At 64.2% G+C, this 25,483-nt stretch carries 22 protein-coding genes; 10 read left to right on the plus strand and 12 right to left on the minus strand.

The window, feature by feature from the left end; translation table 11 throughout:
• Positions 1–165 precede the first annotated feature (165 nt).
• The 9 genes from ACFQ2F_RS04200 (at position 166) to ACFQ2F_RS04240 (ending at position 9,542) form a co-directional block, all read left to right on the plus strand.
• Positions 166–732: an NAD(P)H-dependent oxidoreductase gene (locus ACFQ2F_RS04200; protein ID WP_379086143.1), complete on the plus strand. Its 567-nt coding sequence runs from the start codon at positions 166–168 to the stop codon at positions 730–732.
• A complete protein-coding gene (gene sfnG, locus ACFQ2F_RS04205) occupies positions 729–1,955 on the plus strand; it encodes a dimethylsulfone monooxygenase SfnG (protein ID WP_379086146.1) in 1,227 nt (408 codons plus the stop codon). Before ACFQ2F_RS04200 ends, sfnG begins: the two co-directional genes overlap by 4 nt.
• The gene (gene ribB / locus ACFQ2F_RS04210) at positions 1,952–3,184 is read left to right on the plus strand and encodes a 3,4-dihydroxy-2-butanone-4-phosphate synthase (protein WP_379086149.1); all 1,233 of its coding nucleotides are present in this window, start codon (positions 1,952–1,954) and stop codon (positions 3,182–3,184) included. The genes sfnG and ribB overlap by 4 nt, the downstream gene beginning before the upstream one ends.
• Positions 3,185–3,188: 4 nt before the next feature.
• Positions 3,189–3,743 (plus strand): flavin reductase family protein, encoded by a 555-nt coding sequence (locus tag ACFQ2F_RS04215; protein WP_379086152.1) that lies wholly within the window; start codon positions 3,189–3,191, stop codon positions 3,741–3,743.
• Between the two features lie 139 nt (positions 3,744–3,882).
• Positions 3,883–5,238: a carbohydrate porin gene (locus ACFQ2F_RS04220; RefSeq protein ID WP_379086155.1), complete on the plus strand. Its 1,356-nt coding sequence runs from the start codon at positions 3,883–3,885 to the stop codon at positions 5,236–5,238.
• A gap of 116 nt (positions 5,239–5,354) precedes the next feature.
• Positions 5,355–6,608: a sulfite dehydrogenase gene (gene soxC, locus ACFQ2F_RS04225; protein WP_379086158.1), complete on the plus strand. Its 1,254-nt coding sequence runs from the start codon at positions 5,355–5,357 to the stop codon at positions 6,606–6,608.
• Positions 6,601–7,170 (plus strand): c-type cytochrome, encoded by a 570-nt coding sequence (locus tag ACFQ2F_RS04230; protein WP_379086161.1) that lies wholly within the window; start codon positions 6,601–6,603, stop codon positions 7,168–7,170. The genes soxC and ACFQ2F_RS04230 overlap by 8 nt, the downstream gene beginning before the upstream one ends.
• Before the next feature lie 151 nt (positions 7,171–7,321).
• Positions 7,322–8,416, plus strand: a complete 1,095-nt coding sequence (locus tag ACFQ2F_RS04235; protein ID WP_379086164.1) for a hypothetical protein — start codon at positions 7,322–7,324, stop codon at positions 8,414–8,416.
• Between the two features lie 508 nt (positions 8,417–8,924).
• Entirely contained in the window at positions 8,925–9,542 is a 618-nt protein-coding gene (locus ACFQ2F_RS04240; protein WP_379086167.1) for a TetR/AcrR family transcriptional regulator, read from the plus strand.
• A 304-nt stretch (positions 9,543–9,846) separates the two neighbouring features.
• On the opposite strand, the gene ACFQ2F_RS04245 is transcribed toward ACFQ2F_RS04240, so the two are convergent.
• From ACFQ2F_RS04245 to cbiE, 7 genes are all read right to left on the minus strand, one after another.
• Positions 9,847–11,295, minus strand: a complete 1,449-nt coding sequence (locus ACFQ2F_RS04245) for an LLM class flavin-dependent oxidoreductase (protein WP_379086170.1) — start codon at positions 11,293–11,295, stop codon at positions 9,847–9,849.
• Between the two features lie 471 nt (positions 11,296–11,766).
• On the minus strand, positions 11,767–13,089 hold the full coding sequence (locus ACFQ2F_RS04250; protein WP_379086173.1) for a type II toxin-antitoxin system HipA family toxin: 1,323 nt from the start codon (positions 13,087–13,089) through the stop codon (positions 11,767–11,769).
• Positions 13,090–13,253: 164 nt separating this feature from the next.
• Positions 13,254–14,645: a cobyrinate a,c-diamide synthase gene (locus ACFQ2F_RS04255; RefSeq protein ID WP_379086176.1), complete on the minus strand. Its 1,392-nt coding sequence runs from the start codon at positions 14,643–14,645 to the stop codon at positions 13,254–13,256.
• Positions 14,642–15,457 (minus strand): uroporphyrinogen-III C-methyltransferase, encoded by an 816-nt coding sequence (gene cobA, locus ACFQ2F_RS04260; RefSeq protein WP_379086179.1) that lies wholly within the window; start codon positions 15,455–15,457, stop codon positions 14,642–14,644. The genes ACFQ2F_RS04255 and cobA overlap by 4 nt, the downstream gene beginning before the upstream one ends.
• On the minus strand, positions 15,454–16,218 hold the full coding sequence (gene cobM / locus ACFQ2F_RS04265; RefSeq protein ID WP_379086181.1) for a precorrin-4 C(11)-methyltransferase: 765 nt from the start codon (positions 16,216–16,218) through the stop codon (positions 15,454–15,456). The genes cobA and cobM overlap by 4 nt, the downstream gene beginning before the upstream one ends.
• The gene (locus ACFQ2F_RS04270; protein ID WP_379086184.1) at positions 16,215–16,598 is read right to left on the minus strand and encodes a cobalamin biosynthesis protein; all 384 of its coding nucleotides are present in this window, start codon (positions 16,596–16,598) and stop codon (positions 16,215–16,217) included. The genes cobM and ACFQ2F_RS04270 overlap by 4 nt, the downstream gene beginning before the upstream one ends.
• A complete protein-coding gene (gene cbiE, locus ACFQ2F_RS04275; protein WP_379086187.1) occupies positions 16,595–17,842 on the minus strand; it encodes a precorrin-6y C5,15-methyltransferase (decarboxylating) subunit CbiE in 1,248 nt (415 codons plus the stop codon). The genes ACFQ2F_RS04270 and cbiE overlap by 4 nt, the downstream gene beginning before the upstream one ends.
• On the opposite strand from cbiE, the gene ACFQ2F_RS04280 reads away from it, so the two are divergent.
• A complete protein-coding gene (locus ACFQ2F_RS04280; RefSeq protein ID WP_379086190.1) occupies positions 17,841–18,614 on the plus strand; it encodes a cobalt-precorrin-6A reductase in 774 nt (257 codons plus the stop codon). The genes cbiE and ACFQ2F_RS04280 overlap by 2 nt on opposite strands.
• Here ACFQ2F_RS04280 and cobJ read toward each other — a convergent pair.
• From cobJ to cobN, 5 genes are read right to left on the minus strand one after another with little or no spacing between them, the layout of a single operon-like run.
• Entirely contained in the window at positions 18,581–19,345 is a 765-nt protein-coding gene (cobJ, locus tag ACFQ2F_RS04285) for a precorrin-3B C(17)-methyltransferase (RefSeq protein ID WP_379086193.1), read from the minus strand. The genes ACFQ2F_RS04280 and cobJ overlap by 34 nt on opposite strands.
• Positions 19,342–20,100: a precorrin-2 C(20)-methyltransferase gene (locus tag ACFQ2F_RS04290; RefSeq protein ID WP_379086196.1), complete on the minus strand. Its 759-nt coding sequence runs from the start codon at positions 20,098–20,100 to the stop codon at positions 19,342–19,344. Before ACFQ2F_RS04290 ends, cobJ begins: the two co-directional genes overlap by 4 nt.
• Positions 20,097–20,744, minus strand: a complete 648-nt coding sequence (locus tag ACFQ2F_RS04295) for a precorrin-8X methylmutase (RefSeq protein ID WP_379086199.1) — start codon at positions 20,742–20,744, stop codon at positions 20,097–20,099. The genes ACFQ2F_RS04290 and ACFQ2F_RS04295 overlap by 4 nt, the downstream gene beginning before the upstream one ends.
• A gap of 12 nt (positions 20,745–20,756) precedes the next feature.
• A complete protein-coding gene (gene cobG, locus ACFQ2F_RS04300) occupies positions 20,757–22,049 on the minus strand; it encodes a precorrin-3B synthase (RefSeq protein ID WP_379086202.1) in 1,293 nt (430 codons plus the stop codon).
• A complete protein-coding gene (gene cobN, locus ACFQ2F_RS04305) occupies positions 22,046–25,483 on the minus strand; it encodes a cobaltochelatase subunit CobN (RefSeq protein WP_379086206.1) in 3,438 nt (1,145 codons plus the stop codon). Before cobN ends, cobG begins: the two co-directional genes overlap by 4 nt.

Here is a 25,483-nt window from a genome sequence, read left to right on the forward strand (position 1 = left end):
ACCTTTTAAATCAGCAGCTTGGAGCGGCTTCCGACGCATATTTCGGCAGCTGCATAGATATTTCGCAGCTCTTGAAGATTTCCGGTTGCGTCCTCGCCTCCGAGAGTCCACGATTGATGGACCGGTCGGTATAATAATATGATGGCCGGGCCAAGGGAGAGGAAAATGTGTCTCATTGTCACGGTGAATGGGAGCCCAAGGGAAGGCGGCCGTACAGCCGCTCTGCTCCGCGAAACCGCTGACGCGGTCTGTCGCCAAGTGGGCGGGGCACGCGTTGACGAGGTCAGCCTCGCGGCCGAATGGAAGGATGTCTTCTCCGGCCTCTGGCGCCCGCAAATTTCAGAGCAGGCGGAACAGGTGGTGCAGCGCGCCGAGCAGGCCGATCTGTTGATCATCGGCTCGCCGATTTACCGGGGGAGCTACACCGGCCTTCTGAAGCACTATTTCGATCTGGTCGATCGCGCCGTCATGGTCGGCAAGAAGGCCATCATTACGGGTACGGGCGGCTCGCCGCTTCACGGTTTGGCTCTTGAGCATGCTTTTCGCCCCTTGATGGGCTTCTTCAACATTCAGACCGTCGCCACGGCTCTATACGGCGTCGAGACCGATTTCGACGATGTGGTCATTCGCAGCGATCTCTTGCGAGCGCGAATCAAGCGGGCGGCGGGCGAAGCCGCAGACCTGCTGGAGGTTTCTCAGCGGGCCGCACCCGCCGTCGAGGCAGCGCTATGAGCCGGCTCAGTCATCAGGACTATCATGACCATGGCGGCATGAAGTTCGCCCATTGGGTGCCCAATGTGAGCGGCGGGCTCGTCGTGAGCAAGATTCCGCAGAGGACCGATTGGGGTCTCGAATATAACATCAAGCTGGCGCAGATCGCCGAAGAGGCAGGGTTCGAATACGCCCTGACTCAGGTCCGGCTGATGGGTAGCTACGGCGCAGAGTACCAGCACGACTCCGTGATGTTCTCCGCTGCCATCCTGTCTGCTACGCGGCGTATCAAAATCATCTCTGCCATCATCCCTGGCATTTTCCACCCGATCGTGGTGGCGAAGCAGGGGGCGACCGCGGATCAGATCTTCAACGGCCGCTGGTCTATCCACATCGCCACCGGGTGGAACCGTGAGGAGTTCGACGCGCTCGGCATACCGTTCCTTGAGCATGACGAGCGGTACGCGCGCTCTCAGGAATTCGTCGAGATCCTGCGCGGAGCATGGACAGAGGACAATTTCTGCTACGACGGAAAATATTGGCAGATCAAAGATTTCACTCTCCGTCCAAAGCCGCTTGCACTGCCGGACCGGCTCACACCCGACATCTTCCAAGGGGGTAATTCGACGGCTGCCCAGGAAATGGCCGCCGCCGTTTCCGATTGGTATTTCATGAACGGCAACACGCCGGGCGACCACAAGCAGCAGATCGACAACATCAAAGAGATGGCCGCCAAGCGAGGGCGCAAGGTCCGCTTTGCAGTGAACGCCTTCGTCATCGCCCGGGATACGGAAGAGGAGGCGCGCAAGGAACTCGAGCGCATCGTGAGCAATGCCGACGGAGAAGCCGTCAACAAGTTCAGGCTTTCCGTGAAAGAGGCCGGGCAGGCTACCAAGGACAATGTCGGCATGTGGACCGATTCAAACCTGCGCGACCTGGTCCAGTACAATGACGGGTTCAAGACCAATCTGATCGGAACGCCGGAACAGATCGCCGAGCGCATCTATGCGCTGCGCAAGATCGGCGTCGACATGATCCTGTGCGGCTTCCTCCACTTCCATGAGGAGACGAAATTTTTCGGCGAGCGGATCCTGCCGCTCGTCCGCGAGCTTGAGCGGGGTGAGCCGCTCAAGGGTAGGGAAAAGCACGGGCCGGCTCGACCTCATCCGGGCCGGTCCGCCGCCCGCCCGCGCCTCGTCACCCAGACCGACGCCGACTCCAATCGCGATGGAGGCCGGCCATGAGCGACGAAAAACAGTCGAAGTTTCTCTCCTTCCCGGCGATCGAGAGCGCGATCAGCAGCACCGAGGAGATCATCGAAGAGGCCCGGAACGGCCGGATGTTCATCCTGGTGGACGACGAAGACCGGGAGAACGAAGGGGACCTCATCATCCCGGCTCAGTTCGCCACCGCCGAAGCGATCAACTTCATGGCGCGCTACGCGCGCGGCTTGATCTGCTTGGCGCTCACGCCCAATCGCGTGGAGAAGCTCGGATTACCCCCGATGACGTCCCGCAATGGCGGGCAATTCGAGACGGCCTTCACGGTCTCGATCGAAGCCCGTACAGGCGTGACCACAGGAATCTCGGCAGCCGATCGTGCGCACACCGTGGCCATGGCGATCAACCCCGAGACGGGCCCGTCCGACATCACCATGCCCGGCCACGTCTTCCCGCTTTGCGCCCGCGACGGCGGCACCTTGATCCGAGCCGGTCATACGGAAGCCGCGGTGGACGTCTCGCGCATGGCCGGCCTGAACCCGTCGGGCGTCATTTGCGAGATCATGAATGACGACGGCTCGATGGCGAGGCTGCCGGATCTGGTGTCTTTCGCCCAGCTCCACAATCTGAAGCTCGGAACCATCGCCGATCTCATCGCCTACCGCCGCAAGACCGAACGTCTAGTGGAGCAGGTTGCCGAATCCGGTCTGCATCATCCCTCGTTCGGAGAGTGGCGGCTTCTGGTCTATCGCGACCAGGTCGAGAACGGCGAGCATATCGTGCTCTGCAAGGGCGACCTCAGCGATCCCGAGCCGCTCCTCGTGCGCATGCATGCCACCGATTTCATCACCGATGCGCTGGGCGGATCTGGCGGTGTTCTCCACCAGGCCATGCATCGCATTACGCGCGAGAGCCGCGGGCTGGTCGTTCTCATCAACGATCCCCGTCCCAATGCCATCTCGTCCCGGGTGAGCACTGTCAGCCCTCACCGCCGACCGGATCCGCGTCAGCGGGATTACGGCATCGGAGCCCAGATCCTGACCGATCTCGGCGTGCGCGACATGATTCTTCTGTCGGATCGCACGACGACCCTGGTCGGTTTGGAGGGTTACGGCCTGAACGTGATCGATCCCAATCAAGAGGTCGACACGTCGCAGCGGACGCCTCGGGAACCGGAAACCACGGAGGCGGAGGAGATCTCCTCGCCCACCCAATCAGAAGAAACCAGCAATTTGGTTCAGAAGAAGGGATGAAGAAGTGAGTTCACAGAACCAAAAAATCGCGGGAGCGCAACCGGCTGCAACGGCCAACAACATTGCCTATAACGGCCAGCCGCGCGTGGACCCAGACATCTTCAGGTCCGCCATGCGCCAGCTCGCCGGCGGCGTCACCATCATCACGACGGTCGATCGAGGCACGCTTCACGGCTTCACGGCCACGGCATTCTGCAGCGTGTGCGCGGAGCCTCCGACGGTCTTGATCGTCGTGAACCGCACGGCGCGGACCCATCCGCATATCGACGCACGGCGTCACTTCGCAGTGAACCTCCTGTCCGATTCCCAGACGGATCTGGCCAACCGGTTCGCAGGCAAGATGGAAAACCAGTTCGAAGGGATGGCCTACACGCTTCCCGAGGGTGGAGCGCCCGTGTTCGACGGGGTCGCGGCGCACTTGCAGTGCATCGTCAGCTCGCGGCTGGATGTCGGCACCCACACGATTTTCATCGGCGACGTCATCGGGGGCGGCACCTCCGAGAGCGGGCCGCTCGTCTACCATTCCGCCCGCTTTGGGCGCATCGAGCAGATCGACTGATCTAACACTTCAGCAGGGGGATCGAGGCTGATGGCACGCAGGATACGACCCGGCTAAGCCGCTAGGAAATTTCAGAAAATTTCACCGCTCCGGAGCTGCTCCGAGAGCCTTTGACGGAACACGCACAGTGAGACGTACCATGAAGCTCGACCAAATTTTGGCCATTGCGGTTGCATTAAGCGCCGTTCTGGTTGCACCGGCCAGCGCTCAAGACGCCGCCGAACCAGTCTACAAAGGCCCCCTTTCCGGGCCGGCCAGCAGCCTGGCCGCCAAGGGCATCGACCTACACGCCGATGTCTACAACTTCTTCAACTCCAACCCGAGCTTCGGCTTGGACCTCGGCCATACCGGCAACTCCGCCTACTGGGTGACGGGCGTCGATATGGACCTGGAGAAGATGCTCGGCTGGAAGGGTACAAAGGTCCATTTCAAGGAGACCTTCTTCAACCTCGTTGAGAACAACGACTACATTGCCGGCCAGTTCGGCGACAGCGCCATCGGCTATCAGACCACCTACATCCAGCGGGATTCCCAGCTGAGCCAGCTCACCCTGGAGCAGTCCCTGTTCAACGGGAAGGTGAACATCGAAGCCGGCCGCACCCATCCGTTCTTCTACTTCACGCCGATGACGTGCGAGACCTTCAACACCTGCTATCAGGACACGCTCTACTACAACGCCGGCTACATCTCCCCGCTCTTCTCGGTCTGGGGCGGTCGGGTGAAGGTCGACCTGACGCCTGACAGCTACTTCCAGGTCGGCATGTTCTCCAACGACAGCGGCTGGCACTTCCACACCGGCTGGGACTGGGGTCGCGAGATTCCCAACGGCGTGCTGTCCCTCGCTGAGTACGGCTTCAACACCGCCTACGGTCCGGGGGGCGCCTATACGGGCAAATACGCTCTCACCGGCTACTACAATTCCGGGGACCACCTGAACAACAACACCACGACGGCGGGCCGCTCGCGCGGACTGTTCCCGGACGATACGGCTCGTACCGAGAGCGGCACCGGCGGCATCGTGCTCAACAGCACCCAGATCGTCTGGCGCGAGGACGGCGGCAGCTCCTCTTACACCTCGCCCCGCACTCTCTCGTTCTATACCGGCGCCGGCTACTCCTTCGACACGACGGTGCCGGTCGAGGCGGATCTCTATGCGGGCTTCAACCTCCATGCGCCTCTGAAGTCGCGGCCCAACGACAAGCTCGGCTTCAAGCTGCGCTACGAGAAGATGAACGACAGCTTCAACGACTTCCTGGCCCAGGCGAATGCCACGGCTGGGGGCTCCGGCGCGCCGTTTGACGACAAGGTCATCTTCGAGCTCAACGCTCACATCGACCTTTTCAACGGCATGATCCTGGAGCCGGTGGCCCAGTACATCTTCAACCCCAACAGCTACTACAACCCGTACACCGCAGACCGTCCCGAGGACGGCATGTATGTCGGCGGAACGCTGAAGATCCCGCTCGGCAAGTACGCAGGCATCTCCCCGCAATAGTTGAGTTCGCGACGCCGAGGCCGGCGCACGACCAGCCTCGGCTCGCTTGAAAGGGAAGGGAAATGACCGCCGACAACCAAAAAAGACCCGACGAAGACTGCCCTTGTCAGGAGGGCATGTTTCCCAAACGGGTGTCGCGCAGAAACATCTTGGCCGCCGCGGCCAGCGGGTTACCGCTGCTGCTGGCCGGCCGGGCCGTCGCCGAAGAGGTGACCAACGCGGACGGTGAGAAGATCGACGTCCCTGCGGACCCGACCAAGGTGCCGGGCCGTCCGGTGGGGGCCGATGGCGGATACGGCTCGCGCTCGCCTTTCGAGACGGAAAAGCGGCTGACGGAGAAGTCGAATCCAAGCCAGATCACCAGCTGGTCCTATACACCGCTGGCAACCCAGATCGGCAATCTGACGCCATCCGGGCTCCATTACGAGCGTCATCACGGCGGCATTCCGGCCATCGATCCGGCACGCCACGAGCTGTTCATCCACGGCATGGTCGAGCAGCCGAAGAAGTTCAGCATGGCTGATCTGAAGCGGATGCCCTCCATCACCCGCAAGCATTTCATGGAGTGCTCGGGAAACACCCTGACCGAATGGGAAGGGCCGACGGCGAAGACCGTCCAGGTGACCCATGGGCTGCTCAGCACATCGGAATGGACCGGTGTCCCGTTCAGCTATCTGGCGCGCGAGATCAAGCTCAAGCCGGGCGCCGCCTGGGTGCTCGCGGAAGGGGCCGACGCGGCGGTCATGACCCGCAGCATCCCCCTCGACAAGATGCTGAAGGATGCCTTCCTCGCCTATGGGCAGAACGGCGAAGCGATTAGACCCGAGCAGGGCTATCCGCTGCGTCTCGTCCTGCCGGGCTACGAAGGCAACATGAACATCAAATGGCTGCGGCGCCTGGAGATCAGCGACCGGCCATACATGACCCGCGAGGAGACCTCCAAATACACGGGGCTCAACGCGAACGGTATTGCCGACAAGTTCGTCTTCGACATGGAGGCGAAGTCGGTGATCACCTTTCCCTCTGGCGACATGAAACTGCCCGGGCCGGGCTACTACGAAATTGCCGGGCTTGCTTGGTCGGGCCGGGGGCGCGTCCGCTCCGTCGAGGTGTCCCTCGATGGCGGCAAGAGCTGGTATCCGGCCCAGCTGGAGTCCGAACCCGAGCCCATGTGCACGGTGCGCTTCACCTTCCCGTGGCGTTGGGACGGAAAGCCGACGGTGCTCGCCAGCCGCTGCACCGATGAGACCGGCATGACCCAGCCGACGCGCCGAGAGCTCGTCGACCTGCACGGCCTCAACTACGTCTACCACTACAACGCGATCCAGAACTGGGCGGTCGCTTCCGATGGAGGCGTCAGCAATGCCTAAGCTGATTTGGATCTTCACCGCGGCAGTCGCCGCCATTCTCCTTTTTTCCTCGGCGGGGGCCTGGTCCCAGTCGACCGAAGAAATCGCCATCGGTTTCGGCACGCCGCTGAAGCCGGCGGATCTGGAAGAGTTCTTCGCCATCCCGCCGGACGGCGCCGGGCTCCCCGAGGGCAGCGGCATCGCCAGCCATGGCGAGGAGGTCTACGCCAGCGCCTGCGCCATGTGTCACGGCCAGAAGCTGGAAGGCATTCATGCCACCGGGGCGCCACCCCTGGCTGGCGGTCGCGGCACCCTGAAGAAGGTGCCCGCGCTGAAGACGGTCGAGAGCTACTGGCCCAACGCCACGACTCTGTTCGACTACATCAAGCGCGCGATGCCCTTCCACGCGCCGGGCTCGCTGACCAACGACCAGGTCTACGCGGTGACGGCCTACATCCTCCACTTCGACGGAATCATCGAGGAAGACGAGGTCATGGATAAGGACTCGCTTCCAAAGGTGAAAATGCCGAACGCAGACGGATTCCGAGCTTACAGAAGCCCGGACATTCGATTGTACAAGTAAAGAGGGACGTAAAACCCACCGTAATCGACTTTAAAAGGCGCATCTATCTCGGAAACAACCGAAGAACGGCTTTTGGAACAGTCTCCATAAGAGCGGCTGCGGAAGCAAAAAGAAAAATGATGCAAGAGGAAACGCAACAAAGGGTAGAGCAATGCAAAAGGTTCAATTTGCGGAGGGCATCGAAGTTGCTCCTCTGAGGCTTGGAACAGCCTTCAGTGGAGCGGCTTGGATTTACGGCCTGACGATCGCGTCATGCGCGCTCGTCAATATCATCGTCACTCACTTCCCGATCGGGCCCTGGGAAGGTGCGGAGATTGCGAAGCAATTTTGGCTCGACAATGTGACTTGGCAGATATTCGCCGCAGGCTGGGCATGTCTGTTCGCGGTCTGCAGCTTCTGGCCATTCGACAAAATGGAGAATCCGCTCACGCGCGGGATCTACGTTGTGATCGCATCCTGGGTTCTGGGGTGGATCACGGCGAAGTCCATTTACGTCACGGGGCTAGGAGCCGACTGGGTCTTCCCATTGGTGGGAACGTCGTGGTTCTTCCTCGCCTTCTTCTGCTTCAACGGCGAGAACTGGATTGTTCAGGGGCTGAAGCCGGCAAGGCAATTCTTCATCCTGTTGATCCTCATCGGCGGTCTCACCTTCGTTCTGACTCACACGGATGTTGGTTGGATTCCGGCTTGGTGGTTCCCGTTCAATCTCGTCGGCGCCGGCACCGGCACGCTCGCCTATCTGACACGCGGTATGCGTCAGCCGGAGAAGTCGGTGACCCAGATGTCCCTTTTGTTCCTGGTTGCCGGGGCCGTGATCTGGGCCTCCATGGGGCTTGGATTCTGGGATGCCGATGCCGAGGGTGTGGCTGCGTTCTGGAACATGGGTGCCATCGGCGCGGGCAATGAGTGGCTCGTCTTCTTCATGGTGGGTACGTCCATCAACTTCGCGCTGCCCGTCCTGTTTCACAACTGGCCGTTCAGCCATATCCCGATGCCTTGGGGCGGGATTCTGGCTTGCTGCTTCTATCTGGTCCTGGATGTTGTGGTCACCATGGTCCTGCTGGCGGGTGTCGGTTCGCTGTACTCTCAAGAGACCCTGCTGACCTATGCCTATATGGGCGTGAACTGGTCCTTGGTGATCCCGCTCGTGTTCGGTGTTGGATTGAGCAAGCCGTATCTGTGGCGCGGTCAGCGGACCCCGGGCAGTTGGGAAGACGTTGATGAGACAGTGCCTAGCGCCGCCTAGACACCAGTCACGATAATAAGCACCAATGGAGGTTGGGTTGTCCGGAATCGAAGCTGACGATTGCTGCAGCGGTTCCGGCCATCCCGCCTCCATTTCTTTTGCACCCAGGGCTGAGAATTCCGGCCCTGTTCCAGGCAGATTTTCCAGCCGACATGACGTACAGCCCCGCCGCTCTTGGCGGTTGCGCGACAGGTTCTATCGCGTCATAGTTAGCTGCCGAGCTAAACCGAAACCTGCCGCTCAGGGATCGCGCCCGACACAGCCTGGAGGATCGGTTTCGCCGGCCGGTTCAACGCGACAACGCGTTGGAAACGGGGCGGGGATTGTCCGGATTGTTTCGTTTGGCAGCGCCGCTCCGACAAGAATTGACAGAAACTGCGACGGCACACCGCGTGGGAGCAGGTTGCCGCAGGCGGCGTTCTCCTGCAAATTGACATGCCCCCATTTCGGCGGGGCTTTCCCGTCACCAGACCGCCGTGCCGTATGCCTCATAATGGGATGCTAGACCTTGGTTGAGACCGCAACGATCGATACTTCCAAGCCTGAAAAGCCGCAGAAAGAGCGGATCAGACGGATCACGGCAAAGCTCTTTGCAGAAAAAGGCTATCAGGCCGTAGGCGTTGCGGAGATCGGTGAGGCGGTCGGCTTGGGCCGCGGCGCTCTCTACTACCATATCGGCAGCAAGGAAGATCTGCTCTACGACATCGTGATCCGCTACATCACCGATCTGGTGACGGCGGGGAACACGATCATGTACGAGTACTCCGATCCCCATGAGCGCATCACACAGCTGAGCCGCTATCTGATGCGGACGATTTCCGAGCATCTTTCCGAGCTGACGGTCTGCTTCCGCGAAGCCGAGGCGCTGACCGGTGAGCGCCATGACGAGGTTTCGCGCCTGCATTTCGACTATCAGGAGATCTGGGCCCGCGCGATCCGGGAGGGCGCGGAGCAGGGGACGTTCCGGGTGCTGCCCTCGGTTGCGCTCAAGGGCATCCTCGGCATGTATTTCTACAGCTTCCTGTGGCTCAACCCGAACGGCCGTCACAGCTCCGACGAGATTGCTGATGTGTTCGCGGATATCGTCTTCCGCGCGGCCGACAAGAACCCTTCCAGAGACTCCTAGCCTTCCGAACGGATCCGGGGCAGAACGCCGGCGCTGATGCCCGGTCGTCTTTCTCACTATGGGATTGGAAGTGCTAGTCTAACGCCATTGAGCGGCGGCATGCAGGGAGCGCATGCCACCGCCCAAGACGCGATCGTCTTCTTTGGAAGGTGAGAGCGTGAAGACGATCCGGGTGCGGTACAGCCTCGCGGGAGAGGAGGTTGCGGTGCTGCACTACGGAGGGTCCTTCTAAAGTTTCGTCCGCTCCGGTTAGGCGGCGGACGGTGGGGCGGGAGCCATACGGCTTCCGCCCCTTTTCGTCCGGCTACTGCGCCGCCTGAGGAATCTTCTCTTCGGCGAAGTTGGACTCGGTCGTCTTGTCCTGGACGCTTTCCTTGCCGGCATACGCACCGCGCTGCTCGGCTGCAGGATGGGTGTCTTCCGTGTAAGGCGTCTCGGTGCCGATCAGCTTCTCGCGGAAAGTGCCTTCCTTGTACTCGGTCTGAGCACGGCCCCTCTTCACCAGTTCCGGAACGATGTAGTTGATGAAGTCCGAGGTGGAGCCCGGGGTCACGGCATAGGCCAGGTTGAAGCCGTCGATACCGCCTTCGTCGACCCACTCTTCCAGCACGTCTGCGACCTTCTGCGGGCCACCGACCAGGACCGGACCCAGACCGCCGATGCAGCGTTCGCGGATCACATCCTTCACGGTCCACGTCTTGCCGTCATGGCCGCTGGTCAGGGACTCAAGCGTTGTCCGCAGGGAGTCGTTCTCCAGAGCCTCGAGGGGCTGGTTCGGATCGTAGGTCGAGAAGTCGATGCCGGTCCAACCGCCATAGAGCGCCAGCATCCCTTCCGGGCTCGCATAGGAGAGGTACTCCTGATACTTGCGCTCGGCGGCTTCGTCGGTCGCCGCGGTGATGACCGTCAGCAGCGTGAAGATCTTCACCGAGTCACGGGAACGGCCCGCAGCCTCGACCTGATCGCGGATCTTCGTGGTCACGGCCTTGGACTGTTCGATGCTCGTGGTGAGGATGAACATGCCCTCGGCGTGACGGGACGCAAAGGCCTGACCCTTGGGCGACGCACCGGCCTGGAAGATGACCGGGGTCCGCTGCGGGGACGGCTCGCAGAGATGGAAGCCAGGGACCTTGTAATACTTGCCGTCGTGGCGGATCGGGTGGACCTTCGCCGGATCGGTGAAGACGCCGGATTCCTTATCACGGTGGACAGCACCCTCTTCCCAGGAGCCCTCCCAAAGCTTGTACATGACCTGCATGTACTCTTCGGCCATGTCGTAGCGTTCGTCGTGGCCGATCTGCTTTTCCATGCCGATGTTGAGCGCGGCACTGTTCAGATAGGACGACACAACGTTCCAGGCGACGCGGCCCTTGGTCAGGTGATCCAGCGTGGAAAGACGGCGGGCCAGCACATAAGGCTGCTCGAAGGTCACCGCGGCGGTGACACCGAAGCCCACATGATTGGTAACGGCGGCCATGGCGGAGATGGCACCGAAGGGGTCGTTCACCGGCACCTGATCGGCGTCTTTCAGCGCCGCGCCGGCGGAGTTGCGGTAGACGTCGTAGACGCCAACCACGTCGGCGATGAAGAGGGTGTCGAAATGACCACGCTCCAGCTCGATCGCCATGTTGGTCCAGTACTCGATATCGTTGTACCGGGACGCCTGGCTTTCCGGATGGCGCCATGTTCCGGCCGCCTGGTGACTGACGCATGTCATGTCGAAGGCGTTCAGAATAATACGCTTCTTCGTCATACTTCTCAGCTCCTTGGGTTTCCCTAGTCTGTTGGTTTGTGCTTTCTTTAGACGTTCCGGATTACCGGCGAAGTCGGACATCCATCGATGGTGCAAGCTCCCCCTTCAGGGTGCGAAACGCCTGTTCAAATACCGTGAGAGCGGACGCCTTTTGTGTGACTGACCCCCACCCCGAATAGAGCGCCTCTTAACCCACCCGAAGCGCCCTGTATCGATCGGTATATACAACATGAGAGTCAAAGAAAGCCGAGTCAAGCGGCTTTCAGATGTCGTTCCCGCGGAGCGGCATAAAATCCAATAATAGCGGAAACTTAGCTCTCAACGTGTTGCCCGTGTGGTGACTTCCTGCTGCCGTGGTCTGGCCTCTGAGAGAACCTCAAAGCATGCGTGGGGTGGGTTTCCGGCGGATGTTCAGAAGGCGGGAAATTGTCTGGCACCAGGTCCGGAGCTGGGGCGCGCCGGCACGCAATCTCACGCCTCTGACGCCGAGCGGTGCAGCTTGCCGATCCGTTGGGTCATGACGGATTTGATGATCTCGTGGATCGGCTCAAAGAGGGCGTCGTTCAGGCTCGCTTCCACCGCTGCGATTGCCGACGGAGCCTCGTCGGCAATTTCCTCCATGACTGTCTTGGCAAAGCTGCCCGATAGGCCGGCCTGTTCGGCGGTCTCGACAAAATGGCGTGCGCCGATCTCGGCGATCGTATGCTGCCGGTCGGCGCCGACCGACATGGCCAGCCGCGGGTTCAGCCCGCCGGCAGAGCCATCGGCGATACTCGGCTCAACGGTCAGGATGTCGTAGAGAGGGGCAAGCCGGAACGCGCCCCCGGGACCGAGGAAGATGCTGAAATTCTTGGCATGGCCATCGGTGGCGCCGGTGAGCCAGAAGAGGAGCTGTGCTTTGAGCACTATCTCCTGATCGCGGGCCGGATCGTCGCTTCCTTCGAGCACTTTCAGGATCTGAGCGACGCCGGGTCCGCCTTTGCGCTCGTATTTGATCGAGGGGTGCACCGACAGGGCCTGACACATATCCTCCTGGTGGAGCCTGACGAGCTGGCCCGTCTCGTCGTGCTTTCGGTCGAAGCGTTCGACAACGAGGGTGCGGGTGTCGCCAAAAACCCGGATCTCCGCATTCGCCACCGGCAGTCCGAAGGCCTCGGCGAGCTTCAGGCAATAATATTCATTCTCGACGCTGTTTGAGAGGTCGGTGCCGGTCGGCAGCTTGCCGATCTGGGTCTTCAGGATATGGGTGGTTGGCGTCGTGCGGTGGGGCTTGAACCATTGCCCGTCCTGCAAAAGGAGCGCGGTCTTCTTCTGAGCGCCTGCGACAGCGATGCGGAACGGATCGTCGGGAGCAAGCCCAAGTGGAGCGTCTGAAAGCCCCTGCAGCAAGGCCTCGACGCCCTCCTCGTCCAGAGGCTCGCCTTCGATCGCCGTGAGATCGTGTTCGCTCGGATCGCCGCCCGGAACGATGTGAAGGGCGCCGGCGCAATCGCCGCCAATCTCTGCAAAGAGGCTGTAGGTATCCGCCCCGGCCGCCCCGACCCGGTCGGCGATCTGGTCGCAATGGGTTTGCGAGTCCGGCAGCAAGTTGGCGAATAGGGCCAAGACCGGCGCGTCCGTGTAAGGCTCTTCCCGCAGCGGAAGCGAGATCGAAACGGGCGGAGCATAGGCCCGGGCGAGCCAGGCTTCGTCATAAGAGAAGCCAACCATACCCTCGGCGTCTTTGCTGAGCTCCCCCACGCGCTGATCGTTCGTGAGGATGGTCAAGAAGGCGGGGCCGAGGTGGCTAGGCATAAGCAATCCGCCCCCGTCTGGAGAAGAGGGAGCCTAGCGGGTGTATGGGCAAAGAGTGCTGCAAGCCGAACCCTCAAGACTGGATGGCGATACGTGTTGATCCCGTAGAAACCCCGAAACCACTTCCAATCGAGTATGTACCGTTCGGTATATGGAAAGCAAATTTATCTAGATGGCCCAGCGGCCTCCTTGCTGGATTGACCAGGCGATGTGGGGGCGTGAGACGCGCCGCCCTTGTCGATCAGGTGGAAGAAGGCACCGGTGACGCTGCCGCGGCGGGCGCCCGTGTCCTCGACGGGGTCGCCGCCTGAGTTCACGATCGTGGCCAGCGGCGCATCGGGTTGGTCCAGGATCGCGGCATAGTGGAATTCGTGGCCGTAAAGGGTGCCGCCCGGGAGCGCCGGCGCATCGGCGGTCAGCTTCGCTTTCCGATACCCAAGATGAAGCTTGCGGTGTGCGAACGACGTTTTGAGCCCGAGCAGGCCCAGCATGGGATGGGTCTTGCCGTCGGCGTCTTCGAGGCTCTCGCCCAGTACCATGTAGCCGCCGCACTCCCCATGGATCGGCACGTTTCGTGATGCGGCTTCCTGCATGGCGGCTTTGAATGCGTTGGCCGCGGAAAGGGCTTCACAGTGAAGTTCGGGATAGCCGCCCGGCAGCCAGATGGCGTCGGCGCTTTCGTTCGGCCCTTCGTTGGCCAAAGGCGAGAAGGGGAGGATCTCCGCGCCCGCGGCGCGCCATTCGGCGAGAAGGTGCGGGTAGATGAAGGAGAAGGCCCGGTCCTGGGCCAGGGCGATGCGCTGCCCCGGGGGCTCCAGAGCCGCGCGCGGCTCGCCTTGAGCCGACGTCAATTGCAGCGGGCGTGCCATGGTCCGCACCTCATCGAGGAAGACGGACTGGGCGACGAAATCCGCGATGGCGTCGAGCGTTTCGCATAAGTCCGTGGTCTCCCCAGCCTGGACCAGGCCGAGATGACGTTCGGGGAGGCTCAGTCCGCTCTGCCGCTTGAGGGCGCCGAGGAGGGGCAGGCCGATCTTACCAAGCGCCTCGCCGACCATTTGCGCGTGACGCGGACTGCCGACGGAATTCAGGATCACGCCGGCGATTTCGATATCGTCGCGATAGGTCTTGCAGCCGAGCGCCACCGCTGCGGCCGTTTCGGCCTGCGCTGCGACATCCAGGACGAGGATCACGGGCCAGCCGGTGAGCGCGGCGAGATCCGCAGTCGATCCGCTTCCCGCCTGGCCTTGCGCGCCGGCCCCGTCGAACAATCCCATGACGCCTTCGACGAGGCAGAGCTCGGCACGCGAACCGAGGCTATGGGCGAGGTGACGGAGCAAGGCCGGGCGCATGGCCCAACTGTCGAGGTTCACGGCCGGCCGGTCGGCCGCCTCGGTCAGAAACGCTGGATCGATATAGTCGGGTCCGCATTTGAAGGGCTGGACGGTGACGCCTTGCTTGTGAAGCGCACGGGTCAGCCCGAGGCTCACGGTCGTCTTGCCGGCACCGGAGCGCGGTGCGGCGATGATGATCCCGTGTGGTGGCAAAGGGCTCATGGGACGGCGCCTGCCATGGCAGTGCGGAGCTTGTTCCCCAGGCCTGCGATCTCGCCGATCACGACGATGGCGGGGGCGCTGAGGTCGTGGGCCCGCACATCGCGCAACGCCGCGGAGAGCGTCGTCTCGACAATCTCTTCGTCCGCCAACGTGGCCGAGGCGACGATTGCGACGGGCAGATCCGGTCCGGCGCCCGCGCGCATGAATCCCGCAACGATGGTTTCGAGCCGCGACATGGCCATGTAGAGGATCACAGGTTGACCCGTCTTGGCGATGGCCTCCCAGTCTTCCTCGTCCGGGTGGCCTTCCGCCCGGTAGCCGGTCGCCAGGATCACGGCGTGGTTGGTGCTCCTCGTGGTTGCCGGAATGCCGGCGAGGGCCGCGCCGGATAGCCCGGCCGTCAGGCCCGGCACGATGCGGAAGGGGATGCTCGCCTCTGCAAGGGCGTCCGCCTCTTCGCCGCCGCGTCCGAACACGAAGGGGTCGCCGCCCTTCAGGCGCAACACTTTACGCCCCGCCCGGGCGAACGCGATGAGCTGTTCGGTGATCTCGCTCTGCTGAGGCGAGGGCTTGCCGCCCCGCTTGCCGACACTCCGGATCGTTGCGTTCGGGCGGACGAGCTCGAGCACTCTTGGGTCGATCAGGGCGTCGTGGACGATGGTGTCCGCCGAGCGCAGAGCATGAAGTGCCATCAAAGTCAGAAGGCGCGGATCGCCGGGGCCTGCGCCCACCAGCCAGACCTCGCCGGGGGCGAAATCCGGGAAGGATGGGAAGCCGCCGGGCAGGGTCGGTATGGTCGCGTACTGGTTCATGCCGGCCGCCGGCGATAGCGCCGCTGATAGCCCGCGTCGTAGAGCGCGCTGTTGCGAAAGTCGTGAGCACTCAGAACAGGCCCGACCAGGATCAGAGCCGTCCGGTCGATCTCCTCGTGGGCGGCGAGATCGGAGACCATGCTCGCCAGAGTCCCACGGATCACTTTCTCCTCCGGCCAACTGGCGCGATAGACGACGGCCGCAGGGCAGTCGGCGCCGTAATGAGGCGTGAGCTCGGCAACGACCGACTCCAGGGATTGGATGGAAAGATGGATGGCTAGGGTTGCGCCTGTCGCTGCGAAACGCTCCAGCGTCTCCTTCGGCGGCATGGCCGAAGCGCGGCCGGGCGTCCGGGTCAGGACGACCGACTGGGCGATCTCTGGCAAGGTGAGCTCCTGGCCGAGGGCGGCGGCGGCCGCGGCGAAGGACGGAACGCCCGGCGTGACGGTATAGGGAAGACCCAGCGCCACCAGCTCTCGGATCTGCTCGCCCATAGCGCTCCAGACCGAGACGTCGCCGGAATGGAGCCGCACGACGTCTTCATTTGCATCCGCCGCCCGCCGATATTCGGAGACGATCTCCTCCAGAGACATTGGGGCGGTGTTCACGATGCGCGCGCCCTCCGGGCAGAATTCGAGCAGCGCTCCGGGGATCAGCGATCCGGCATAGAGGCAGACCGGGCAGCTTGCGATCAGGTCGCGTCCGCGCACGGTGATCAGGTCCGGCGCGCCAGGGCCGGCACCAACGAAGTGAACAGTCATGATGCGCCTCCGATCGCGATGGCGCAGGTGGCGCTGCGGCTGGAGACTTTGGGGGCGAGCAGCCGGGAGTTGGGGCCGGCGGCAGCAAGAGCTGCGGTTTCGGCGACGGACGGCACGCCCTTCAAAGCCACGACACGATCCGAATGGCTGAGCGTTCGTGCGGAGGCCTCGGGCAGGATGTCTGCTTCGACAGGGATCAGCGGAAGCAAAAGCTCGGCCGCCAGGGCCTTCAGGGCCGGCTCGCCTTGTTTCTCGGCAGGTGTAGCGAGCGCTTCGATCTCGGCGCGATCGACGCCGCAATGGGCGACGGCCAATAAGAAGGCCTCGGTGAGGTCGTCGAGGGACGCGCCCTTCCGGCATCCGAATCCGGCAACCATCATGATTTCACCACGTGCCAGTGGGTGATGGGCATGGCGGGACGCCAGCCATGCAGGCTGCCGACCGTATCGGCGCGGACGAGTTGGATGCGGGAGAGCGACCCGTCATGGGCTTCGAACCCCGCGAAGAGTTCCCGTTCGCCCTCCAGCGTGACCGCATTGGCCGCGAGCCGGCCACCGGGTTTCAAGGCGTTCCAGGCCACCTCGAGCACGCCGTCGGTCAGGCCGCCGCCGATGAAGATGGCGTCCGGGGCGGGCAGACCTTCCAGGGCATCGGGGGCTTTGCCTTCGACGATCTCAAGCTGAGGCACGCCGAGGGACGCGGCATTGCGGGCGGCCCGCGCTGCACGATCGGCATTTGCCTCGATGCCGATGGCCCGCATGGCGGGATCGCGCAGCAGCCATTCGATGGCGATGGAGCCCGAGCCCAGGCCGATATCCCAGAGCAGCTCTCCGCGGCGAGGCGCGAGAGATGACAGGACCACGGCCCGCACCTCCCGCTTGGTGAGCTGCCCGTCGCTTTCGAACAGGGCATCGTCGAGCCCCGGAGCGAGACCGACAATCGGCGCATCGGCGTCTGCCATCACCTCGATGGCAATGGTGTTGAGCGGGTCGATTGCATCGAGAGCGCAGCTATCGGCGCGTGCCGTCCGGATACGCTCGGCGGGGCCACCCAGCCGTTCCAGAACTGTGATCCGTGTCTCGCCCATTTTCCGTTCGCTCAGAAGTGCTGCGAGCTTTGCGGGCGTGGTCTCGTCCCAGGTCAGCGCCAGGATGCGTGCGCCGGGTTGGAGCGCCGGAACGATCCGCTCAAAGGGGCGGCCATGAAGAGAGAGGGTCGTCACATCCTGCAGCGCCCAGCCCATACGGGCGGCGGCAAGGGAGAAAGCGGAGGGCTGGGGCAGGCAGGCGATCTCGTCCGCCTGGACCAGGGCGGCAAGCTGTTTGCCGATGCCGAAATGAAAGGGATCGCCCGAGGCGAGAACGACGACGGCTTCGCCGCTCCGGGCCAGGATTTGGGCATAGGCCTCGTCGATTGGGCTGGGCCAAGGCAGGCGCGTCCCCTGGATCAGCGGGTCTGCGAGATCGAGATGACGTTTGCCGCCGACCACCAGCTCTGCGTCCTCGATGAGGCGGCGCGCGATTGGCGAGAGGCCATCGATCCCGTCCTCACCGATCCCGACGATGGACAGCCAGCGTCCGGCCATGCTGTTTGAGGCGCTCGCATTCATCTTAAGGACGGCCATGCGGATCCTCATTCTCGGCGGAACGACGGAAGCTAGCGGGCTCGCCAAGCAGCTCGCGGGCGATGCGCGTTTTTCGCCGATCCTGTCCCTGGCGGGCCGGACCGCGTCTCCGGCCGCTCAGCCCGTGCCCTGCCGGATCGGCGGGTTCGGCGGCGTGGAGGGGCTGGCGGCTTGGCTGAAGCACGAAGGGGTCGATGTGCTGGTGGATGCCACCCATCCCTTCTCGACTGGCATCTCGGCAAATGCGGTCGCAGCGGCGGAGGCGACGGGTGTCCCCCTCCTCACTTTGGTGCGGCCCGGATGGGAGGCGCAGCCGGGCGACCGCTGGATCGACGTGAACACTTTGGAAGAGGCAGCTTCTGCGCTGGGCGAGACACCGTTGCGCGTTCTGCTGACCATCGGCCGGCAGGAGATCGCCGCCTTCAAGGCCGCGCCCCAGCACCATTATCTGATCCGCTCCATCGATCCGCCCGTGCCGGACGATCTGCCAACCGATGCTGAGCTGCTGCTCCGGCGCGGTCCCTTCAGTGAGGAAGACGAGTTGACGCTGTTTCGCGATGCCGGCGTGGAGACGATCGTTTCGAAGAATGCGGGCGGTGCGGCCACGTACGCCAAGCTCGTCGCTGCACGGGCCCTCGGCCTTCCCGTGGTGATGGTGGCGCGGCCGGAGAAGCCGGGCGGCCATCGGGTCGAGACGGTGGAGGCTGCGTTTGCCTGGCTGGAAGCGCGGCTGTCCGATCATCGCGGGGCCCCCTCGGAGCGGGGCGTATAGACCCATGGGGTGCGGCCTTCCCGCCGGATCAGCCGGGTGGTCTCCGCGCCGACGATCACCAGGGTGCGCATGTCGGCTTCCGTGCCGTCGGCCTCGCCAAGCGTTTTCACTGTGAGCTTTGCTTCCGGCGTTCCGGCCGCGCGGACGAAGATCACCACCGTCTTGTCCGGTTTGTGCTGCCGCAGAAGTGCGAAGGCCTTGCCGAGCTGATCGGGCCTGGCCTTCGAGGCCGGATTATAAAGCGCGATGGCGAAATCGGCCTGGGCCGCCAGGACGAGGCGCCACTCGATGGTTCCCCAGGATTTCAGATTGTCGGAGAGCGAGATGGCGCAGAAATCGCCGCCTAGGGGCGCGCCGGCTTCCGCGGCCGCCGCCAGCATGGCGGAGACGCCGGGCTGCACCTCGATGGTCAGATCGCGCCACGAGGGGTCGCCTGCATCGACAACCTCGAAGACCGCCGCCGCCATGGCGAAGACACCGGGATCGCCGCCGGAGACGACGGCGACATCGCGGCCAGATGCTGCGAGGGACAAAGCATGGCGCGCCCGGTCGAGCTCGTAGCGATTGTCGGAGGCGTGGACCTCTTGCTCCGGCCGGAGATCGGGCAGGCGCTTCAGATAGGTCTCGTAGCCCACGAGATCGCTCGCCTGGCGCACGGCGTTTGCAACGGCGGGCGTGGTGAGCTCCGGGCTGCCGGGGCCAAGCCCCACGATGGTCAGCTTTCCCGTCATAGGCGCCGCCCCTCACCCGGGATCAGGATCATCGCGAAATAGGGACCGGTGCGATCGCCTTGCTCGCGCAAAGGCACGATCCGCTCCGCCGCCATGGTGCCGCGCTCCACATAGATGGCGCGGTCCAGGAGCCCGGCCATCTCCACGGCCCGGCGCACCTTCGCCAGGTTGCGGCCGACCTTCATGATGACGGCGGCGTCGCAGGCCGTGAGCCGCTGGGCGAGCGCGTCTTCCGGAAGGGTGCCCGGGAGGACGGACAGGATGTCGTCGCCCCAGGTGATCGGCACATTGGCGCGGGTCCAGCAGCCCGACATGCCGGTGACGCCGGGAACGACCTCGACGGGGAAGTCGCCTTCCAGCCGGTGCCACATATGCATGAAGGAGCTGTAGAAAAACGGATCGCCCTCGGCGAGAAGGCCGACGGAGTGTCCGCGCCCAAGCGCTTCGGCGATCTGCGAAGCGGTCTCCGCATAGAAGGCTGAGATGGCGTCGCGATAGGCCGGATCGGCAACGGTGATCTCGTCCGTATAGGGATATTCAAACTTGAGCTGGCGGCAATTCTCATCAAGCAGGGGCGCGACGATGGTGCGGGCATTTCCGGCCCGCCCGCGCTTGGCGAAATAGGCGATGACATTGACCGAGCGCAGAAGGCCCGCGCCGCGCAAGGTGAGATAGCGGATGTCGCCGGGGCCGACGCCGATGCCGTAGAGGGTGCCCGGCTCGGCGCGCCCTGCGATTTTCTCCAGAGCGCTCATTCGGCTTCGCTCGCCAGCGCGTTCACGGCCGCCGCCGCGATGGCGCTGCCGCCCTTGCGGCCCTTCACGATGAGATAGGGGACCTGGCCGTAGGCGGCCAACGCCTCCTTGGATTCCGCCGCGCCGACGAAGCCAACGGGCACGCCGATGATCGCGGCCGGTTTCGGAGCGCCGTCTTCTTCGAGCATCTCAAGCAGGCGGAAGAGTGCGGTCGGGGCATTGCCGATGGCGACGACGGCGCCTTCCTGCTTCGGGCGCCAGAGCTCCAGGGCGGCGGCGGAGCGGGTGGTGTCCATCTCGTGCGCGAGCGTGGGCACGCTCGGGTCGGACAAAGTGCAGATCACCTCATTGCCGGCAGGGAGCCGTTTGCGCGTGACTCCGTGGGCGACCATCTGGGCATCGCACAGGATCGGCGCGCCCTTCAGGAGTGCGCTCCGGGCGGCGTCGGCGAAATTCGCCGACATGACGATTTCCGGCGCGATCTCCACCATGCCGGTGGCATGGACGATGCGCACGGCGACTTTCTCGGCATGACCGGAAAAGCGCGAGAGATCCGCTTCATTCCGGATGATGGCGAATGAGTTCCGATAGATCTCGGCGCCGTCGCGGATATAGGCGTGTTGGGTGTGTTTGGCTGGAGTCATGGGACGGCGGTCCTAGAGGGTCTCGACGAGGTGCCGCAGCCGCGAAAGCTGTGTCCGCGGCACCACGGCGCGCGGGCTTTCCTGGGCTGTGGCGTCACGGTTCAGCCCGTAGCCATCGCCCGATCCCACCAGCACGAGATCGGCGGCGCGCGACCGCGCACAGCCCTTGGCACAGCCGGAGATATGGCAGGAGAAGACGCCGAGCCGCTTGAGATGGGGCGCCAGATCGCGGGCCGCCTGACGGGTGTCGAGATGGGTCCGTCCGCAGCCGGGTGCTCCAGGGCAGGCATCGATGGCGAGGAGGGGATCGGCGGCATCGAGAATGAAGCCGGCCTCGGCCGCCATGGCCGCCAGGGCGTCGCCCGCGCCATGATCGATAAGCGGGGCGTATAGGGTGCGCCAAGGCGACAGTCTCACCTGCGGTATGCCGAGCCTGGTTTCCTCGGTGGCAAGCCGGTGAAGTTGCCCGGCCTCGATGCGCCCGAATGGTACCGCCATGGCCAAGGCAAACGCGGCGCCGTTCCGCTCCAGGATGCCCAGGGAGCGATCCGGTGAGGTCGTCAGCGGCGGACAGGCGAGGGTGGGCAGAACGCTCGCCACTCTTGTCCGGAGGATAAGGTAGTCGGCCTCGGCGAGATCCCGCAGCCGTCGCGCCTCTCCGGACTGGGGAGCGGTGCGGCGCATCTCGAGAAAGAGATGCGCTGCCGCCGATGCCATGGTTGCAGCTTGGTCCACGGTCGTGGAAGCGACCCAATCGACGCCTTCGAGCCGGTCCAAGCCGAGCGCCATGGTCGTTTCGCCTTTTTTGGTGACCACCTGGAGCCGGATATCGGCCCGCTCGTTTGCGATGGAGAAGGCGCCGCCGCCATCGACGCTGAAGCCAAACTTGCCGGGCAGGGACCAGAGCCGTTCGTCACTGGTGAGCCGATTCTCCAGGGCTCGGGCGACGGGACGCGGGTCGGCAATCTCATCCGGCGCAAGACCCGCCAAGGGGCTCACCATGACATTGCGGACGGATTCTGCCTCGGCGCTCTCATCCAGCAGACCCGTTGCGGAAAGCGCCTCCCAAAGAGCGGGCAGGTCTGCATCGCGCAAACCGCGGAGTTGCAGATTGGCGCGCCGGGTGAGGTCGATCTGGCCATTGCCGTAGCGAGCGGCGAGATCAGCGATCACACGGAGCGCGGGCGTTGTGAAGGCGCCGCCGCGCGGACGGAGCCGCACGATCAGCCCGTCGCCGCTTTCCATGGGGCGGAGCGCGCCGGGACACCAGCCGCGAGGAGCGGGACTGGAAGGCGTTCCGCTCATGACTTGTCTGCCTCGGACATGCGGCTTGGAGCGGTGCTCCGCGCGTCGTCCAGTTCCCCGTGCACGGCGTTCCGTTTTGGCGTCCAAAGTCCGCGCTGCAGGAGATCGGCCAGCCGGTCGAGCATGGCGGCAAGCGCTTCGGGGTTTGCGTCTGCGATCGCCGAGCGTGTTTGCGTATCGGCGATCAGAGCCTCGTGCACCTCGTCGAAGAGATGTGCGGGCACGGTTTCGGTCCCGGCGGCGAAGGCGTAGAGCGCGTCGACCCCCTGGGCCATCTCCGCCACGCCGCGATGGCCGTGGTTCAACATGCCGGCGATCCAGCGCGGATTGGTGAGACGGCCGCGCACGATGCGGGCGATCTCCTCGGCGACCGTCCGGGTGACCGGCGTTTCAGGCTTGCTGGTGTCCAGGTGATAGAGAGCGGGGGATTTCTCGCCGAGACTGGCTGCAGCGGCCGCAAACCCGCCAACGAAATCGGCGATCCCGTCGCCGTCGAGCAGGTCTCGTTCCCGGTCGTCCTGAGGATGGACGAGCGCGTCGGCTCCGGCGATCCGGGCAGCGAAATCGTCTCGCGCCGCCGTGCCGGTCTCGCCCGACCCGTAGGCGTAGCTGCCGGCCGCAAGATAGGCTTCCGCGAGATCGGCGCGGGTGCCCCAGTCGGTTTCAAGAACGGTGTCGGCCATACCGGCGCCGTAGCTGCCCGGCGCCCCGCCGAAGATGCGCGACAGGCTCTTGCCGCTACGTCGCGCGGCGGCTAGCGGGTTCCACGCGTCGTCCTCGTCGCGCTCGGCGATCTTACGCACCGCCATGTCGAACAGCGCGATCTGGGCAGGGAAGATGTCCCGGAAGAGGCCCGAGATGCGCAAGGTCACGTCGATGCGCGGCCGGTCGAGCTTGGCCAAAGGCAGCACCTCGATCCCCGTCACCCGGTTGGAGCGGGCATCCCATTGGGGGCGAACGCCGAGATAGGCCAGCGCCTGGGCGAGGTCGTCGCCGCCGGTGCGTAAGGAGGCGGAGGCCCACAGATCGAGCATCAGCGCGTGAGGGTATTCGCCCTGGTCCTGGAGGTGCCGGCGGATCACGTCGTCGGCGGCGCGCGCGCCTATGGTGGTGGCGATCCGGGTCGGGATGGCGCGCGGATCGATGGTGGTGAGATTGCGTCCCGTTGGCAGAATATCGAGGCGTCCGCGGCTGGGTGCACCGGCGGGACCGGGAGGAACGCGGCGCCCGGCAAGCGCGGCAAGCAGACCGTCCCGCTCGGATGCGGCGCTGTCGGCGATCAGCGTCTCGAGCCAGTCCGTCGTGACGCTGCCTGAAGAGGAGCCGAGGCTCGCCAGGGTCGCGTTCGCCAGCCGGCTTGAGGCTTCTGGTTCCGGCGCTTGGCCGAAGACATGGAGGCTGTCGCGGATGGCGAGATCCTTGATGTCGCAAAGCTGAGCATCGAGCTTGGCGATGGCCTCGCGGGGGGCGTCGTCGCGGGAGACGCCGCAATCCTCGGCGAGACCGTTGCGCCAGGCGACCTCCAGGATCTCGGCTTCCAGAAGCGGCATGCGGCGGCGGTCGACGCCGTCGGCTTCCATGTATTCCTCGATCAGCCCTTCGAGCTCCGCCATGGGGCCGTGCAGCCCCGCCTCGCTCAAGGGCGGGGTTAGATGGCCAATGGTCACGGCAGAGATGCGCCGCTTGGCCTGCACCGTCTCGCCGGGATTGTTGACGATGAAGGGGTAGATGACGGGCAACGGACCCTGCACCGCTTCGGGTAGACAGTCCTTCGACAGCGCGATGGCCTTGCCCGGCAGCCATTCCAGGGTGCCGTGGGTGCCGAGATGAATCAGCGCGTCGATATGCTCGGTCTCGCGCAGGGCGAGATAAAGCGCGGCATAGCCATGGCGCGGCGGACAGTCAGGATCGTGATAGCCCTCCTTGCGGTCCGTTCGCGAGCCGCGGTCGGGCTGAAGTACGATGGTGAGCTTCCCGGCGCGCAGGCAAGGGAAGCGGAATTCGCCATCGACGAAGCGCGGGTCGTCTTCCGGCGCCCCCCAAGCGTCGGCGATCGTCTCTGCCGCTCCCGGATTGTCCTCAAGCCAGCGGCGGTAGGTGGCGAGGGAGACCTCCAACGTCTCTTGCGGGTGCGTCTCGGTCAGGCGCGGGACGATTTCCTCGGAGGGCCAACCGGCGGCACCGATATCGTATCCAGCCGCACCGAGGAGTTCCGCGATGGCTGTCACGCTCGCCGCGGTGTCGAGGCCGCAGGCATAGCCGGTGCGGCCGCCGCGGGCCGGATAATCGGAGATCATCAAGGCAAGACGGCGCTCTGCAGGCGGCAGGCTTCGCAGCCGGGCCCAGCGGGTTGCGAGTGCCGCCACGTAGTCGATCCGGTCGAGGGCGGGCGCGTGCATTGTGGCGGAATATTGCAGGGCCGGATCGGCTTCCCTTTCCTCCTTGAAGGAAATCGTGCGGGTGAAGAGGCGCCCGTCGAGCTCCGGCAGCACGACATTCATGGCGAGATCGCTGGGAGAGAGGCCGCGGCCGGCCTCCGCCCAGGCCTCTTCCGTAGAGCCCGCCATGGCCACCTGGAGAACGGCAGTGTCGGCGTTATCGAGCACCGTGGTGTCGTCCTCGCGCCGGGCGGAGAAAGCCGTGGCGTTCAGGATCACCGACGGCGTCGTCCGTGCGATGAGAGCTTCGACCGTTTCGGCGGCTTGCGGGTCCTTCAGGCTGGTGACGGCAAGCGCAAGCGCATTCAGCCCCTGGCGCTCCAAAGCATCCATGAGCTTGGCGATGGGCGCCGAGTCGGCCGCCAGCAGATTGGCGCGGTAGAACAGGATAAGACCGGTCGGCTTCTTCGGATCGCCGCTTTGAAGCGAAGCGGGATCGGCCATGGCACCGGTCCGGTCCATGGCGATGGCCGGACCCAACGCGACCGGCTCTGCGGTTTCCATCTCCCGGCCAAGAAGACTCGCCGCCAGCCGCAGGGCATTGCCGAGATTTTCCGGGCCGCCTTCGCGGAAGTAGCGGTCGAAGCGGGCCACCGCATCGTCCGGCGCGGTGCAGAGCGCCGCCAGCCGCGGATCGGGCCGGTCGTCGCCGGGCAGGGCTACGAACTGGATATCCTTTTCGCGGGCGACTTGCGCGATCCGCTCGAATCCATAGCGCCAGTAATCGAGACCGCCGATACCGCGGATGATCACCAGGCGCGCGCCTTCGATGACGCTCTCGATATAGACATCCACCGACATGGGATGGCGGAGACGCTTAAGGTTCGCCAAGCGCAGAGTTGGCAGCTCGTCGCGCGTCGCGGACCACGCCGAGGCGAGGGCCGAGAGATCGCTGTCGGAGAAGGAAAGCACGACGATCTCCGCCGGCGTTTGCTCCAGATCGACGGCTGTCTCGACCTCGTCGAGTGTGGCGGTCTCGGTGGCGAGAAGATGCAT

Origin of the sequence: Methyloligella solikamskensis, assembly GCF_042676065.1 — a bacterium.
Taxonomy (GTDB): Bacteria; Pseudomonadota; Alphaproteobacteria; order Rhizobiales; family Methyloligellaceae; genus Methyloligella; species Methyloligella solikamskensis.

Excerpts from the sequence above, each read along its gene's own strand:
- ACFQ2F_RS04295 (WP_379086199.1), bottom strand. The coding sequence starts at position 20,744 with ATGACTCCAGCCAAACACACCCAACACGCCTATATCCGCGACGGCGCC.
- ACFQ2F_RS04230 (WP_379086161.1), top strand. The coding sequence starts at position 6,601 with ATGCCTAAGCTGATTTGGATCTTCACCGCGGCAGTCGCCGCCATTCTC.
- ACFQ2F_RS04220 (WP_379086155.1), top strand. The coding sequence starts at position 3,883 with ATGAAGCTCGACCAAATTTTGGCCATTGCGGTTGCATTAAGCGCCGTT.
- cobN (WP_379086206.1), bottom strand. The coding sequence starts at position 25,483 with ATGCATCTTCTCGCCACCGAGACCGCCACACTCGACGAGGTCGAGACA.
- cobJ (WP_379086193.1), bottom strand. The coding sequence starts at position 19,345 with ATGACGGGAAAGCTGACCATCGTGGGGCTTGGCCCCGGCAGCCCGGAG.
- ACFQ2F_RS04245 (WP_379086170.1), bottom strand. The coding sequence starts at position 11,295 with ATGACGAAGAAGCGTATTATTCTGAACGCCTTCGACATGACATGCGTC.
- ACFQ2F_RS04200 (WP_379086143.1), top strand. The coding sequence starts at position 166 with ATGTGTCTCATTGTCACGGTGAATGGGAGCCCAAGGGAAGGCGGCCGT.
- ACFQ2F_RS04235 (WP_379086164.1), top strand. The coding sequence starts at position 7,322 with ATGCAAAAGGTTCAATTTGCGGAGGGCATCGAAGTTGCTCCTCTGAGG.
- soxC (WP_379086158.1), top strand. The coding sequence starts at position 5,355 with ATGTTTCCCAAACGGGTGTCGCGCAGAAACATCTTGGCCGCCGCGGCC.
- ACFQ2F_RS04270 (WP_379086184.1), bottom strand. The coding sequence starts at position 16,598 with ATGATGGTTGCCGGATTCGGATGCCGGAAGGGCGCGTCCCTCGACGAC.
- cobG (WP_379086202.1), bottom strand. The coding sequence starts at position 22,049 with ATGAGCGGAACGCCTTCCAGTCCCGCTCCTCGCGGCTGGTGTCCCGGC.
- ACFQ2F_RS04250 (WP_379086173.1), bottom strand. The coding sequence starts at position 13,089 with ATGCCTAGCCACCTCGGCCCCGCCTTCTTGACCATCCTCACGAACGAT.
- ribB (WP_379086149.1), top strand. The coding sequence starts at position 1,952 with ATGAGCGACGAAAAACAGTCGAAGTTTCTCTCCTTCCCGGCGATCGAG.
- ACFQ2F_RS04290 (WP_379086196.1), bottom strand. The coding sequence starts at position 20,100 with ATGAGCGCTCTGGAGAAAATCGCAGGGCGCGCCGAGCCGGGCACCCTC.
- ACFQ2F_RS04280 (WP_379086190.1), top strand. The coding sequence starts at position 17,841 with ATGCGGATCCTCATTCTCGGCGGAACGACGGAAGCTAGCGGGCTCGCC.
- cobM (WP_379086181.1), bottom strand. The coding sequence starts at position 16,218 with ATGACTGTTCACTTCGTTGGTGCCGGCCCTGGCGCGCCGGACCTGATC.
- cobA (WP_379086179.1), bottom strand. The coding sequence starts at position 15,457 with ATGAACCAGTACGCGACCATACCGACCCTGCCCGGCGGCTTCCCATCC.
- ACFQ2F_RS04255 (WP_379086176.1), bottom strand. The coding sequence starts at position 14,645 with ATGAGCCCTTTGCCACCACACGGGATCATCATCGCCGCACCGCGCTCC.
- cbiE (WP_379086187.1), bottom strand. The coding sequence starts at position 17,842 with ATGGCCGTCCTTAAGATGAATGCGAGCGCCTCAAACAGCATGGCCGGA.
- sfnG (WP_379086146.1), top strand. The coding sequence starts at position 729 with ATGAGCCGGCTCAGTCATCAGGACTATCATGACCATGGCGGCATGAAG.